13 protein-coding genes are annotated in these 13,751 nt (G+C 64.4%); all 13 read left to right on the forward strand.

Annotated elements, in window-relative coordinates; genetic code table 11:
- Positions 1-41 precede the first annotated feature (41 nt).
- The gene (locus tag ACSU04_RS15740; protein WP_439280621.1) at positions 42-869 is read left to right on the forward strand and encodes a MetQ/NlpA family ABC transporter substrate-binding protein; all 828 of its coding nucleotides are present in this window, start codon (positions 42-44) and stop codon (positions 867-869) included.
- A gap of 68 nt (positions 870-937) precedes the next feature.
- Positions 938-1,882, forward strand: coding sequence for a quinone oxidoreductase family protein (locus tag ACSU04_RS15745; RefSeq protein WP_439290236.1), 945 nt, complete (start codon positions 938-940; stop codon positions 1,880-1,882).
- Between the two features lie 140 nt (positions 1,883-2,022).
- Positions 2,023-3,408: an LLM class flavin-dependent oxidoreductase gene (locus ACSU04_RS15750; protein WP_439280623.1), complete on the forward strand. Its 1,386-nt coding sequence runs from the start codon at positions 2,023-2,025 to the stop codon at positions 3,406-3,408.
- Positions 3,409-3,441: 33 nt separating this feature from the next.
- The gene (locus tag ACSU04_RS15755) at positions 3,442-4,983 is read left to right on the forward strand and encodes an ABC transporter substrate-binding protein (RefSeq protein WP_439290237.1); all 1,542 of its coding nucleotides are present in this window, start codon (positions 3,442-3,444) and stop codon (positions 4,981-4,983) included.
- 18 nt (positions 4,984-5,001) lie between these two features.
- Complete coding sequence (locus ACSU04_RS15760) at positions 5,002-6,033, forward strand: ABC transporter permease (protein WP_439290238.1); 1,032 nt, start codon at positions 5,002-5,004, stop codon at positions 6,031-6,033.
- Positions 6,030-6,890, forward strand: coding sequence for an ABC transporter permease (locus tag ACSU04_RS15765; RefSeq protein ID WP_439280626.1), 861 nt, complete (start codon positions 6,030-6,032; stop codon positions 6,888-6,890). Before ACSU04_RS15760 ends, ACSU04_RS15765 begins: the two co-directional genes overlap by 4 nt.
- A complete protein-coding gene (locus ACSU04_RS15770; RefSeq protein ID WP_439280627.1) occupies positions 6,887-7,699 on the forward strand; it encodes an ABC transporter ATP-binding protein in 813 nt (270 codons plus the stop codon). The genes ACSU04_RS15765 and ACSU04_RS15770 overlap by 4 nt, the downstream gene beginning before the upstream one ends.
- Positions 7,692-8,528 carry an ABC transporter ATP-binding protein gene (locus ACSU04_RS15775; RefSeq protein ID WP_439280628.1) on the forward strand — a complete coding sequence of 279 codons (837 nt, stop codon included), beginning with the start codon at positions 7,692-7,694 and terminating at the stop codon, positions 8,526-8,528. Before ACSU04_RS15770 ends, ACSU04_RS15775 begins: the two co-directional genes overlap by 8 nt.
- Before the next feature lie 64 nt (positions 8,529-8,592).
- Entirely contained in the window at positions 8,593-9,312 is a 720-nt protein-coding gene (locus ACSU04_RS15780; protein WP_439280629.1) for an alpha/beta hydrolase, read from the forward strand.
- Positions 9,309-10,646 (forward strand): O-acetylhomoserine aminocarboxypropyltransferase/cysteine synthase family protein, encoded by a 1,338-nt coding sequence (locus ACSU04_RS15785; RefSeq protein ID WP_439280630.1) that lies wholly within the window; start codon positions 9,309-9,311, stop codon positions 10,644-10,646. The genes ACSU04_RS15780 and ACSU04_RS15785 overlap by 4 nt, the downstream gene beginning before the upstream one ends.
- Positions 10,647-10,659: 13 nt before the next feature.
- Positions 10,660-11,718 (forward strand): LLM class flavin-dependent oxidoreductase, encoded by a 1,059-nt coding sequence (locus ACSU04_RS15790; protein ID WP_439290239.1) that lies wholly within the window; start codon positions 10,660-10,662, stop codon positions 11,716-11,718.
- A 4-nt stretch (positions 11,719-11,722) separates the two neighbouring features.
- The gene (locus ACSU04_RS15795; RefSeq protein ID WP_439290240.1) at positions 11,723-12,724 is read left to right on the forward strand and encodes a Gfo/Idh/MocA family protein; all 1,002 of its coding nucleotides are present in this window, start codon (positions 11,723-11,725) and stop codon (positions 12,722-12,724) included.
- Entirely contained in the window at positions 12,717-13,745 is a 1,029-nt protein-coding gene (locus tag ACSU04_RS15800) for an NYN domain-containing protein (protein ID WP_439290241.1), read from the forward strand. Before ACSU04_RS15795 ends, ACSU04_RS15800 begins: the two co-directional genes overlap by 8 nt.
- The last annotated feature ends 6 nt before the right edge of the window (positions 13,746-13,751 follow it).

A 13,751-nucleotide genomic window follows, 5' to 3' on the forward strand; every position in this document is an offset into this window, starting at 1 on the left:
CACAACACCCCCTCACCCTGACTATCACTAGGAGCATCCGCATGTCCTTCTCCTCTCTCACGCGCGCCGTCGCGATCACCGCGGCCGGCGTTCTGGCGCTCGGTCTGACTGCCTGCGCCAGCTCTGAGCCCACCCCGGCGGCAGACGGCTCCGAAGGCCTCGGAACTCTGAAGGTCGGGGCGCTGCCCGTGCCCGCCGGCGACATGCTCGAGTGGATCTCGGAGAATCTTGCCGAGGAGAAGGGCCTCACGATCGAGTGGCAGACCTTCACCGACTACAACACGCCGAACCCGGCGCTGTCTGACGGTTCGGTCGACGCCAACCTGTTCCAGAACTCGACGTTCCTCGACACGTACAACGAGCAGTCCGGCGACGACCTGATCTCGCTCGGCGACGTCTACCTGCCCGCAGCTGCCTTCTACAGCGAGAAGATCGACAGCCTCGACGAGCTCAAGAAGGGCGCGACCGTCGCCATCCCCAACGACCCCACGAACGAGGGCCGTGCACTGGAGCTGCTTGCGGCTGAGGGCATCATCGAGATCGAAGACGGCGCGACCACGCTCGGCGAGATCAGCGAGAACCCCAAGGACCTGAAGTTCGTCGAGATCGAGAACGCCTCGCTCGCCCTCGCACTGCCCGACAACGACGCAGCCTTCGTCACGGCGTCGTTCGCGATCCCGGCCGGTCTCTCTGACGAGCAGGCGATTCTTCTCGAAGGCAACGACAGCAAGTACTACAACGTGCTCGCCACTCGCCCGGAGCTGAAGGATGACCCGCGCATCGAAGCTCTCATCGAGCTGCTGAACGATGACCGCACCAAGGAGTTCATCCTGGAGACGTGGAAGGGTCTGATCGTTCCGGTCAGCTGATCACCGACTCTCGTGAAGCCCCGCGCCTTCTGGCGTGGGGCTTCGCTGGTTGCAGGTAGCCTGGCGGCATGGCTCGCGCGATCGTGTATTCAGAAATCGGTACTCCTGACGTCCTCCATCTCGTGGAGATCCCTGATCCGGTGGCTGGCCCCGGCCAGGTCGTTGTGCGGATCGACGCGGCAGGTGTGAACCCGCTCGATGCGAAGCTGCGCCGAGGGGCACGACCAGGTGCGCCGATCACTGAACCACGTCGCGTCGGCTTCGACGGCGCCGGCGTCGTCGAATCGCTGGGCGACGGTGTCTCCGAGTTCGCGGTCGGCGATCGCGTTGCGATCGGCAACACGGTGGGCACCTACGCGACGCACCTCGCTGTGTCCGTCAAGAATCTTGATCTGCTGCCGGATGCCGTGACCGCTGCCGAGGGCGCGGCCCTCAGCATCCCGGTGGGAACCGCGTATCAGTGCCTGCGTTCGCTCAATGTCGGTGAGGGTGATGTACTGCTCGTGCATGCCGGTTCCGGCGCTGTCGGGCAGGCCGCGATCCAGTTCGCGGCCTCATGGGGCGCGACCGTCATCGCGACCGGAAGCCCAGCCCGCCATGAGCAACTGCGCGCACTGGGTGCGATCCCCGTCGCCTACGGCGAAGGCCTGGCCGACCGCGTGCGCGCGGCAGCGCCTCAGGGAATCACGGTCGCGCTGGATTGCATCGGCACCGAAGAGGCGATCGAGACCTCGCTGGATCTGGTCGTCGACCGAGACCGCATCGCGACGATCGTGCGTGGCCCGGATGCCGCGAGCTTCGGCATCCGCGCCTTCAGCGGTGGATCCCCCGAGCCGCTCACCGCGCAGGAGCTCGCCTGGCGGGCCGAAGCCGTCGGCGTCGCGATCGGCCTGATCGCAAGCGGAGACTTCCAGATCGAGCTCGGCCCCGAGCTGCCCCTGGCCGAGGCCGCCAAGGCACACGAGCTGGTCGAGGCGCACGCCGCACGCGGCAAGATCACGCTGGTGCCGTAGGGCGCGAGCACTGCACGTTCCAGCTCTCAACCATCTGGTCACGTCACGCGACGTCACGAAGACACACAGTGTGACACGAACCGTTCACGCTGCGCCCGCACCCCTCAGAATCGTCAAAAGCGCGATGAGAGGAGCCGGACATGGCAAGCGAGGACGACAAGCGTCAGATCAAGTTCGGAGCGATCCTCACCGGGACCGGTGGTCCAGGTGATCAACTTCGGTGGCTGGATCCGGAGATCCCCAGCGACGCCAGCGTCGACATTGACTGGTACATCGAGTACGCACAGCTCGCCGAGCAGGCCAAGTTTGATCTGGTCTTCATCGTCGACAGCCAGTTCGTCACTCCGCACTCCCCGCCGCATTACCTGAATCGACTGGAGCCGCTGACACTCCTTTCTGCGCTGGCCGTATCGACCACGCACATCGGGCTGGTGGGAACCGCGACTACGTCGTACAACTCGCCATACAACCTTGCCCGACGCTTCGCCTCACTCGACCTGATCAGCCGCGGTCGGGCCGGTTGGAATGTCGTCACCAGCGGGGACGGCGGCACGGCTACCAATTACAGCCTCGACGAGCACTTCGACTACCCGACCCGCTACCGCCGAGCAGCCGAACACATCGAGGTCTCGCAGGGGCTATGGGACAGCTACGAGGATGATGCCTTTCCGCGCGATCGTGAGACCGCGGTGTTCCTCGACCCGAGCAAGCAGCACGAACTCCACCATGAAGGTGAGTTCTTCCGCGTTGCCGGCCCCCTCAACATCCAGCGCTCCCCTCAGGGCCAGCCGGTGATTTTCCAGGCCGGAGACAGCAATGACGGTCGTGATCTCGGCGGCCGCTATGCCGACGGAATCTTCACTCATGCATCGAACATCCCTGACAGCCTGGCATTCGCTCAGGACATCAAGGATCGCGCTTCTGCGGCAGGCCGAAACCCCGATCACGTGCTGATCCTTCCCGGTGCTCGTATCGTCGTAGGCGATACGGACGATGACGCCCGCGAGATCGAGCGCGCGCAGCACGAGCTGAGCAACTCGTTCGAGATCTCACTGGCAGAGCTAGGACGTCCGTTCGGCTGGCATGATTTCACCCAGTACGACCTGGATGCCCCGTTCCCAGACGTGCTGCATCTTGCTCAGCGCAGCTTCCGCACGAACGCTGAGTCGATCACCGCGTTCGCCGAGAAAGACTCGCTGACGCTCCGCCAGGTAGTCGAGCGGCTCTCGGCCTTCCGCCCTTCCCCATTTGTGGGGTCGGCGACGACTGTTGCCGACCGACTCCAAGAGTGGTTCGAGTCCGGAGCCGTGGACGGTTTCAACGTGTATGTGTCGCATCCCTCCCAGTTCCGCCGTCTTGTCAGTGAGGTGATCCCCATCCTCCAGGAGCGTGGGTTACATCGCACCGATTACGCGGGCACCACGCTGCGGGAGCATCTTGGCCTTCCGATCCCGGCAAATCGGTACACCAGCGCCGCGCCCGCCGTCACCTCGATTCCAGACGGTGCGCTCAGCGCTGTCGTCTGACAACCACAATCCACCTCAGAAAGCAGACCGACCGTGACCAGTTCTTGGCGTCCCCTCGCAGCAGCAGCCTTCGCAGTGGTGCTCACCGTGGGCATGTCCGCCTGCGCCTCCGGCGACAGCGGTGGCTCCCGCCCCGGCGGGGAGGAGTCGGTGTTGCGATGGTCGCTGGGCCTGCCGACCTCGTGGGACCCGGTCACGAGCCGCACGGGCTTCGACATCAACACGATCTCGCTCCCGTATGCGTCGCTCACGCGGCTTGACGATAAAGGCAATGTCGAGCCGAGTCTCGCGGAATCCTGGACGTACGACGAAACGGGTACATCCATCACGTTCACGCTTCGGGACAACCTCACGTTCAGCGATGGCACACCGTTGGATGCCGAAGCGGTGAAGGCGCACTTCGAGCGGGGGCAGGACCAGGCCGACTCTCATCTGCGTGATCAATTGGCAGACCTCGAGTCGGTGACGGCCGATTCTGAGACGGAAGTCACCCTGCACCTCACCACCGTCGACTACCAGATCCCGTATCTCGTTGCCGGTCGCACCGGAGCCATCGCCAGTCCGACAGCTGCAGAGGATCCGAAGCATCTCGCCATCGCCCCTGTCGGTGCGGGCCCGTTCATCCTCACCGAGTTCGTGGCCGAGTCACACGCGTCGTTCATCAAGAATGATGACTACTGGGATGCCGACAACATCCACATCGACCGGTTTGAGCTTTCCACCGCTCTGGACGCCGCCACTGTCGTCTCCGCGGTGCAGTCCGGTTCAATCGACGTCGCACGACTTCCGGCAACGCAGATCGAGCAGGCAGAGAGCGCGGGACTGACTGTAACGGTAGCCGGCACCCTCGCTGCAAGTGATGCGTCTATCAATCTGAACAAGGCACCGCTCGATGACCCCGCAGTCGTCGAGGCTCTTCGCTACGCGTTCGATCGTGAGGCCTTCGTCGATGCGGTCACGGCGGGTACCGGAACGGTCACACACCAGCCATTCCCGGAGGGGTACGTCGCCTTCAACCCTGAGATCGAGGACATTTGGAGTTACGACCCCGACAAGGCGCGTCAGATCCTCAGCGATGCGGGTTACGAAGACGGCGACCTTGCGATCGAAATCACCGCTCATGCAGGCTCCGAGCTGGATGCGCAGCTCACGCAGTCCCAACTTGCCGACATTGGCATCAATTCGACCATCAGCCTGGTACCGGCGGGATCGACGACATGGCAGGACGAGGTGTACGTCGCCAAGTCACCGCAACTCGCTTTAGATGGGACCATCGGGCGCGAGTCTCCGGTGGCGAATTTGCTCGCCACCTATGGCCCCGAAGGCATCATGAACCTGAGCGGTCCGCACTCTTCAGACGAGTTCCTTGCCGCGTTGGATGCTGTGCGCGCGACGCCGATCGATGCACCGGAATATCAGGAGAACCTCTGGAACGCTGTGCGCATCGGCGTCGAGCAGTCGCCGACGAACTACCTGTACAGCAACCCCTGGGTCTTCGTGTCCAGCTCCGACGTGGGCGAGCTTAATCTGCTGCCTTCTCAGGTGCGTTGGGAAGGAGTGCAGGTCGGCGATTGACCCCGCGACCCGAACACTATGGCGACTCTCACTCCCGTCTTCACGGCGAACGCTGCCCCGACGCCCGCGCCACGCAACTCGGCCGTCTGGAGCTCACGAATTGCACACGCGCTGGGCAGCACCGTTCTCATCGTCGTGCCGGTTTTCATCTTCGCGACTCTCATCACTTTCCTACTCGGCGCCGCGAGCGGGCTCAGCCCTGCCGCTTCATTGTCCGGTGACGAGGCAACGCCCGAACGCATAGCCCAGATCAACCAGGAGCTGGGTCTCGATCAACCGCTGCTGATGCGCTACATCACGTGGATGGGATCGTTGCTGACCGGTGACCTGGGCGTCAGCTGGTACAACGGATTCAGCGTGACAGAGCTGATTGCGCAGCGCCTCGCGATCACCACGTCAATCGTCTCCGTTGCTCTCCTTCTCGGCGTTGTCGTCGGGGTAGCCCTGGGAATCGTCGCAGCACTCAACCAGGGTCGACCAGTCGACCGCGCGATCACCGCGATCATCGCTGTGGTGTCGACGTTGCCGCCCTTCGTGTTGTCGATCGGACTCATTGTCGTCTTCAGCGTGTGGCTGCATCTGCTGCCGTCGTCGGGATATGTGCCGTTCGGGCAGAATCCGGCGATGTGGTTTCAGCTGATCATCATGCCTGCCGTCGCGTTGAGCCTCGATCCGGCAGCAGATCTCGCGCGCCAGCTGCGCACAGGCCTGGTGCACTCCTTGGCACAGCCGTACATCACTGGCGCGGTGGTGCGGGGACTGCACCCGCGAAGAATTCTCGTCGTCCATGCGCTCCGCAATGGCGCGGGACCCGCAGTTGCCGTACTGGGGATGAAAATCCCCGCATTGCTCGGAGGTGCCGTCGTCACCGAGACCATCTTCAATATGCCCGGCTTCGGCCTGCTCTCCGCCGATTCTGCATTGCGCGGTGATGTTCCCGTTGTGCAAGGCACCCTCGTCGTCGCGATCGTCCTCGTACTGACATTCAACGTGCTGGTGAATGTCGGACTCGCTGCGTTGCAGCCCGCATCGCGGAGGAGCGCGAAATGAAGTTCGCCGATGTGTTCCGCCCGGCGAGCGCAAAGCTGGCACTCGCGATCCTCCTGCTGGTCACCGTACTCACGCTGTTCGGGCCGTTGCTGGCACCTCTAGATCCGTATGCGCAGGATACGTCCGCCATGCTGCAGGGAACCAGCTTCGCGCACCCGCTGGGAACGGATGAGCTGGGGCGCGACGTTCTCAGCCGTCTCCTCACTGGTTCGCCGCTGTCCGTGCTGTCTGCGTTGATGGCGGTGGCCGTCGGGCTAGTTCTCGGTGTCGTACCTGCTCTGCTCTCTGTGCACCTCTCACGAGTGTTCGAATGGTTTGCGCTCCGGGTCACCGATGCGCTCATGACGCTGCCGTTTCTTGTCTTCGCGATCGCCATGACTGCGCTCATGGGCAACGGCGTTCCTCAGGCAATGCTGGCTGTCGGGATCCTCATCTCTCCGGCGTTCTTCCGGGTGACCCGCGCGGCAGCACTAACGGCATCCAGCTCGCAGTATGTCGAAGCGGCCGAGCTGATGGGCGCGTCGACGACGTGGATCCTCCGCAGACATGTGTGGCGACATGTCGTCCCTGCCGTTGCGGTCACCGCCGCGGGACTGACCGGTACGGCTCTGGTGATCGTCGCATCCTTGACGTTCCTCGGCATTGGCGTCGTCCCCCCAGAACCGACGTGGGGAGGCCTCCTCGCGAGCGATCTGAAGTACCTGTATCAGCGCCCGCTCGGGCCTCTCGCCCCGGCACTGCTGATCGTCGCAACTGTCTGGGCCTTCAACGCGCTGGCTGACGCACTGCGCGATGCCCAGACTCACCGCAGCACAGCACGTTCTGAATCGACCACACCTCAGGAGGTATCCGCATGACGTTACTTGAGGTTTCAGGTTTAACGATCACGACACCTGCGGGGCTCGCACTCGTCAACGACGTGTCGTTTCGGCTCGAACGAGGCGAGGCTCTGGGCATCGTCGGTGAGTCCGGCAGCGGGAAGTCGCTGTCGTGCCGTGCCGTACTAGGCATCGTTCCCGAGCCTCTGAACGTCACGGCCGATCGAATCGACTTCGATGGGACAGATCTCCGGGCTGCGACCGCGACGCAATGGCAACGAATCCGTGGGACCCGCATCGGCGCTGTGTTCCAAGATCCTGGGTCGTTTTTGAATCCGTCCATCAGTGTCGGCCGCCAGCTTGCCGAAGTGCATCGCGTGAAGAACGGCAGGCGACGGCGCGAGGCGTGGGCATCAGCAATCCGTGGTCTCGGCGATCTCGGATTAGTTGCACCCGAGCGGGTCGTTCGCCGGTTCCCGTATGAGATGAGCGGCGGCATGCTCCAGCGAGTACTGCTTGCGATCGCCATCGCCGAATCTCCCGATCTGCTCATCGCTGATGAGCCGACAACGGCGCTCGACGTCACGGTGCAGGCGGAAGTACTCGATGTGATCGCTGATCTGCGCGCGACGACCGGGCTCGCTGTCCTTTTCGTGTCCCATGATCTTCCCGTCGTCGCTCATCTGTGCGATCGCATTCAGGTCATGCAGCATGGCCGAACGGTCGAGTCCGGAGCTTCCGCAGACGTGCTGCAGGCACCGGCGCATCCGTACACGCGTGCTCTCCTCACGGCGCACGCGGAATATGGGCTCGATCGATTCCTTCGCCCGGAGGTTGCACATGTCTGATGTCGTGCGCATCGAGAATGCCACGCTCGGCTACGGCAGTAGGTCGCACGGGGGCGCTGTGCTTCGCGACATCTCCCTCACGATCGGCAGAGCTGAGCGAGTCGGCCTGATCGGGGAAACCGGCTCAGGCAAATCGACCCTCGCGCGTACTCTGCTCGGCCTCACCACGGTGTTCTCGGGAAAGGTGAGCGTGGACGGCCGCGATCTCGCACGCCTGCGCGGACGGCCCTTGCGCGCGTTCCGGAGATCCGGGCTGGTGCAATACGTCTATCAGGATCCGCTGCGCAGCCTCGATCCTGACGTCACCGTATCGTCATCGGTTGCCGAAGGGCTTTCGATTCGCGGCGGGCTGTCCGCCGCCGAGATCAGGCAACGTGTCGAGGACGCGATCCTGCTGGTCGGGCTCGACCCATCACTCGGTCTCCGGCTCCCTCGTGAGCTCTCCGGCGGTCAACGTCAGAGAATAGTGCTCGCTCGGGCGCTAGTTCTCTCCCCTCGTCTGTTCATTCTCGATGAACCCGTCAGCGCACTGGATGCTTCCAGCCGCGTTCAGGTGCTCGATCTGCTCAGGCTCACCGCTGCCGAGCGACAACTGTCTCAGCTGTTCATATCGCACGATCTCGGCTCGATCGCCGGTGTGACCGATCGACTGATCGTGCTGTACCGCGGCGAGATCGTCGAAGATGCAGCGACCGAGGAAGTTCTCGCCAATCCGCAGCATCCGTATACGCAGCTACTCATCGAATCTGCCCCCACACTGATGACTGCAGGTGCGAGCCGTGAACGTCGGCGGGCGCTGCGAACTGCATTGGAAAGCGCCACGCGGTGACTTCCGGCGCAACAGTTCGACACATCGAAGACACCGTCCATTCCGAACACCAAAGATGGATCACATGAGCACGAACTCTGCCCCCTCCGCCGTCTGGCCTGCCGCCCGCGTGCGCGGCACCCTCGCCGTCGTCACCGGTCGCGGCGAGCGCGCGCCCGTCTACGAGCGCTTCGCCACGCGCATCAGCGCCGATGGCTACACGGTCGCCGTCTTCGAAGCGGATGCCGATGCCGCCGCCGCATGGCTCGCGAGTGTCGAAGAGTCGCCACGAATCCTCGTCGGCTCAGACACCGGTGCCGCGTCCGTGTTAAGAGTGCTCGCGCAGGGCAGCGAAGTGGATGCCGCCATCGTCGCCGGCACGCCAGTCGAAGTCGACGGTGTCGTCCAGCCGGTCGACACTGATCGCACCGCATGCCCGTTACACCTCGGTGTGCTCAGCAGCGCCGAGGCCCGCACGTCGCCGCTCGCCGCCGAGCCCGTCCCACCGGCCGCGGACCTCGCCGCGGTCGCCGTTCCAGTGCTCGCGTTTCATGGCTCCGCAGATCCGGTGTCCCCGTTCAACGAAGCAGAGGCGTTGCTCAACGCGGTTCCCGATCTTGAGCTGATCGAGACGGTCGGGGGCCTGCATGACGCGCTCAACGATGCCTCCCATCGCAGCGTGGCCGCCACCATCGTGTTGTGGTTGGAACGACTTCGCACAGGCGATGTGCACACGCCAGTGGTGCGGGCCCTTCGACCACTGGAACTGTCGGCTCGTCATGCCTCGGAGTCGCTGGTCTCATGACCGCGTTTTCCACTCAGCAGGTGCAGGCCGGGTATATCTCCGGCACACCGCAGAACAGCGCCGTCCCCCCGATCTACCAGACCGCCGCGTACGAGTTCGCATCCCTGGCAGATGCCGCCGATCTGTTCGCACTACGCAAGACCGGCAACCTGTACAGCCGCAATGCGAGCCCCACGCAGCAGGTGCTCGAAGAACGCGTCGCGGCACTGGAAGCAGGCACGTCCGCCGTCGCGGTCGCCTCAGGGCAGGCCGCGGTCGCCGTCACCTTGCTCGCGCTGGCCGGGCGTGGGGGTCACATCGTCGCCGCGAACCAGCTCTACGGTGGCACGGTCGATCTGCTCCAGGACACTCTGGACGACTTCGGCATTCCGGTGACCTTCGTCGACCAGGACGATCCGGACGCCTGGCGCGCGGCGATCCGCCCGACCACCCGCATCCTGTTCGCCGAGTCGGTCGCAAACCCGATCGCGCAGGTGCTCGATATCCAGCTGGTCGCCGATATCGCGCACGACGCAGGGGTTCCGCTCGTCATCGACAACACCGTGGGCACGCCCTACCTGATACGTCCGGGCGAGCACGGCGCCGACTTCGTCGTGCACTCGGCGACGAAGTTCCTCTGCGGCCATGGCACGTCCCTCGGTGGCGTCGTCGTCGATCAGGGCACCTTCGACTTTGGTGCACAGCCTGAGCGGTGGCCGCAGTTCACGGCGCCGTACCCACGATTCGGCGACCTTGTGCTGTGGGAGCGCTTCGGCATCGGGCAGTCTTTCTCGGCCCTGGTCAAGTCGAAGTACGTGCATGACCTCGGCCCGTCGCTCTCACCCTTCAACGCCTGGCAGATTCTGCAGGGCATCGAAACGCTCGATCTGCGGGTGGCTCGCCAGAGCGCGACGGCCCTCGCGATCGCCGAGCATTTGGCGCAGCATCCGAAGGTGGCCGCTGTGCACCATCCTGGACTCCCCGGCAACCGCTGGCACACGCTCGCCGAGCGCTACTTGCCGCGGGGCATCCCCTCGGTCTTCTCGTTCGATCTCGCTGGCGCCGACGATGCCGGCGCTGAGGACGCTGGCGCTGACGATGCCGGCGCTGACCATGCCGGCGCCCAGGCCCGCGTCGCGCGGGTGGTCGACGCGCTGGAGGTCGTGCGGCTGGTCGCGAACATCGGCGATGCCCGCAGCCTCGTCGCGCATCCCGCATCCATGACGCATTCGCATCTGAACGTCGACCAGCGAGCAGCCGCCGGCATCTCGCTGAACACCATCCGATTGAGTGCCGGGTTGGAAGATCCTGCCGACATCATCGCCGACCTCGACCGCGCGCTTACGCACGCCTGACGACTGGAGCATCATGGGCATCAATCTCGGATACTGGACCCCGGTCTACGGCGGGTTCCTCCGCAACGTCACCGACGAGGGACGCATGGCCGCCACGTGGGAGTACATCCGCGAAATTTCAGTGAAGGCAGATCTCCTCGGATTCCACACCACGCTGGTCCCAGAGCTGTATTTGAACGACCGCAAGGGGATCGATGCCCCGAGCCTGGAAGCTTGGTCGCTGTCCGCGGCGATCCTGGCCGTGACCGATCATCTGCGCGTGATGACAGCAGTCCGGCCCGGTTTCCATCTGCCCGCAGTCCTCGCGAAGACTGTCAGCACTCTCGACAGCGTTGCCCCTGGACGCATCGCGCTGAACGTCGTGGCCGCGTGGTGGGCAGAAGAGGCACGTCAGTTCGGTGGTAATTTCACCACCCATGACGAGCGCTATGTGCAGGCCAAGGAATTCGTCGAGGTGTTGAACGGGCTGTGGGAGAGCACACCGTTCTCCTTCGCCGGCAGCCATTACGAGTTCGAGGGCGCGATCGTCGAGCCCAAGCCATCAGCGCATCCGGTGATCTTCGCCGGCGGCGAGAGCGACGCCGGCCGCGAAGCCATCGCCGACTTCGCCGACGCCTACGTGATGCACGGCGGCACGCTCGATGAGGTCCGCAGCAATGTCGCCGACATGAACGCGCGGTCCGAGCGGCTGCATGGCCGCCCGATCTCAGAGTTTGGGATGCCGGCATATGTCATCGTCCGCGACACCGAAGCCGAAGCACAGCGCGAACTCGACCGCATCACCACCGTTGACCCTGACTCCCCCGGCTATGCATCATTCGAGGAGTTCAAACGCAACTCGAAGCTGTCACTCGAAGTGAGTCGCCGTGAGTACTCCGTCGGCACCCGCGGTCTGCGCCCCAATCTCGTCGGCACGGCCGAGCAGGTCGCCGAGCGTATCCACGAATACGCGGAAGCCGGCATCACACTGCTGCTGATTCAGGCCTCACCCCTGGATGAAGAACTCGAGCGCATCGCCGAGCAGGTATTCCCGCTCGTCCCGCAGGAGGCACTCGTATCTGCTCTACGCTGAGAACATGACTGGTCTTCGCTGGGGAATCCTCGCCACGGGTGGCATCGCCACCTCCTTCGCCTCCGATCTGCGCACCGCGGGTCTCGATCTGGTCGCGGTGGGATCCCGCTCGCAGGCTTCGGCTGACGCTTTTGCTGCGAAGTTCGACATTCCGCGCGCACATGCGTCGTATGAGGCGCTCGTCACCGATCCTGACGTCGACATCATCTACGTCTCCACACCTCACCCGATGCATCACGCGGGCGCGAAGCTTGCTCTCGAGAACGGCAAGCACGTCCTCGTGGAGAAGTCGTTCACTCTCAATCGTGCCGAGGCCGAGGACCTGCAGCGCATTGCCACCGAACGCGGCCTTCTGGCGATGGAAGCCATGTGGACGCGCTATCTGCCGCACATGGTGCGCATCCGGGAGATCATCGCCGAAGGCACCCTGGGTGAGATCCGCGCGGTGAGCGCAGACCACACGCAGCGGATCACCGCTGACCCCGAGCACCGCCTGAACGCGCTCGCGCTCGGCGGCGGCGCGCTGCTCGACCTCGGCATCTATCCGATCTCGTTCATCTGGGATATCCTCGGCGCACCGACTTCGATCCAGGCCACCGCACGTCTGATGGAAACCGGCGCAGATTCCGAGGTCGCCACGGTCATGACGCACGCGAGCGGCGCGGTCTCGACCAGCCTCTCCTCGTCTCGCGCGGCCGGCCCCAATGCCGCCGCGATCATCGGCACCGACGCGCGAATCGAAATCGACCGTGTCTGGTACACGCCGACATCCTTCCGCGTGGTCGGTCATGACGACACTGTGATCGAGAGCTACGCCTCCGAGATCGACGGCCGCGGCATGCAGTACCAGGCCTTCGCCGCAGAGGGCGCAGTCGCCGCCGGGGACACCGCGGGTGCGCTGCTGCCGCTCCCCCTCGCGGAATCCGTTGCGATCATGGGAACGCTCGACGAGATCCGCGCGCAAATCGGCGTCCGCTACCCGAGCGAGGAGAGCACTCATGGCTGACCCTCAGGACCCTCGCGTCGCTGTCTACCTGGACTTCGACAACATCGTCATCTCTTGGTACGACCGCGTTCACGGGCGCAACGCCTACGGCAAAGACCGGCAGCGCATCACCGAGAACCCGAATGATCCCGAGGTCATCGAGCGGCTGAGGAGCGCGATGATCGAGGTCGGCGCGATCATCGACTACGCCGCATCCTTCGGCACGCTGGTGCTCACTCGTGCCTACGCTGACTGGTCATCGCACGTGAACGCCGAGTACCGCTCGCAGCTCGTCGCGCGCGCGGTCGACCTTGTACAGCTGTTCCCTGCGGCCGCATATGCGAAGAACGGTGCCGACATCCGTCTGGCCGTGGATGCTGTGGAAGACATGTTCCGCCTCCCCGATCTCACCCACGTGGTGATCGTCGCCGGCGACAGCGACTACGTCCCTCTCGCGCAGCGCTGCAAGCGTCTGGGCCGCTACGTGATCGGTGTGGGCGTCGCTGGATCGACCGCCAAGTCGCTGGCCGCGGCGTGTGACGAGTTCGAATCCTACGATTCACTGCCGGGTGTCGTACGCCCGGCACCCAAGCAGGCTGCCCCATCTGCCGAGCCGGTTGCCCCGCAGGTCACCGAGCCGGTTGCACGGCGGAAAACTGCGAACGCCGAGCCGGCTGCACCGCGTACGACTGCGGATGCCGAGCCCGAAGCCCCCGCGACGAAACCCAAGGCTGCGGTCAAGAGCCGCGCGAAGAAGGTGGCCAAGCCTGCCGAGCCGGTCGAAGAATCGGCCCCGACCACCGAGCAGGAAGAGGCCACCCTGCTGCTGGAGCGTGCCCTTCGCCTCGGTCATGACAAAGCCGGCGCGGATGAGTGGCTACACAGCTCTGCCGTGAAGACGCACATGCGCCGCATGGATCCGTCGTTCAGCGAGAAGGCGCTCGGCTACCGTTCATTCTCGGACTTCCTGAAGTCTCGCGATGAGATCACCGAGCTCGAGGAGACCGGTCATGAGCGACTGGTCCGCCTCCTTGAGGATTGAGACGAG

This window comes from Microbacterium sp. A84 (assembly GCF_051842815.1).
Classification (GTDB): Bacteria; Actinomycetota; Actinomycetes; order Actinomycetales; family Microbacteriaceae; genus Microbacterium.

Excerpts from the sequence above, each read along its gene's own strand:
- ACSU04_RS15795 (WP_439290240.1), top strand. The coding sequence starts at position 11,723 with ATGACTGGTCTTCGCTGGGGAATCCTCGCCACGGGTGGCATCGCCACC.
- ACSU04_RS15790 (WP_439290239.1), top strand. The coding sequence starts at position 10,660 with ATGGGCATCAATCTCGGATACTGGACCCCGGTCTACGGCGGGTTCCTC.
- ACSU04_RS15775 (WP_439280628.1), top strand. The coding sequence starts at position 7,692 with ATGTCTGATGTCGTGCGCATCGAGAATGCCACGCTCGGCTACGGCAGT.
- ACSU04_RS15765 (WP_439280626.1), top strand. The coding sequence starts at position 6,030 with ATGAAGTTCGCCGATGTGTTCCGCCCGGCGAGCGCAAAGCTGGCACTC.
- ACSU04_RS15800 (WP_439290241.1), top strand. The coding sequence starts at position 12,717 with ATGGCTGACCCTCAGGACCCTCGCGTCGCTGTCTACCTGGACTTCGAC.
- ACSU04_RS15780 (WP_439280629.1), top strand. The coding sequence starts at position 8,593 with ATGAGCACGAACTCTGCCCCCTCCGCCGTCTGGCCTGCCGCCCGCGTG.
- ACSU04_RS15770 (WP_439280627.1), top strand. The coding sequence starts at position 6,887 with ATGACGTTACTTGAGGTTTCAGGTTTAACGATCACGACACCTGCGGGG.
- ACSU04_RS15750 (WP_439280623.1), top strand. The coding sequence starts at position 2,023 with ATGGCAAGCGAGGACGACAAGCGTCAGATCAAGTTCGGAGCGATCCTC.
- ACSU04_RS15745 (WP_439290236.1), top strand. The coding sequence starts at position 938 with ATGGCTCGCGCGATCGTGTATTCAGAAATCGGTACTCCTGACGTCCTC.
- ACSU04_RS15785 (WP_439280630.1), top strand. The coding sequence starts at position 9,309 with ATGACCGCGTTTTCCACTCAGCAGGTGCAGGCCGGGTATATCTCCGGC.
- ACSU04_RS15760 (WP_439290238.1), top strand. The coding sequence starts at position 5,002 with ATGGCGACTCTCACTCCCGTCTTCACGGCGAACGCTGCCCCGACGCCC.
- ACSU04_RS15740 (WP_439280621.1), top strand. The coding sequence starts at position 42 with ATGTCCTTCTCCTCTCTCACGCGCGCCGTCGCGATCACCGCGGCCGGC.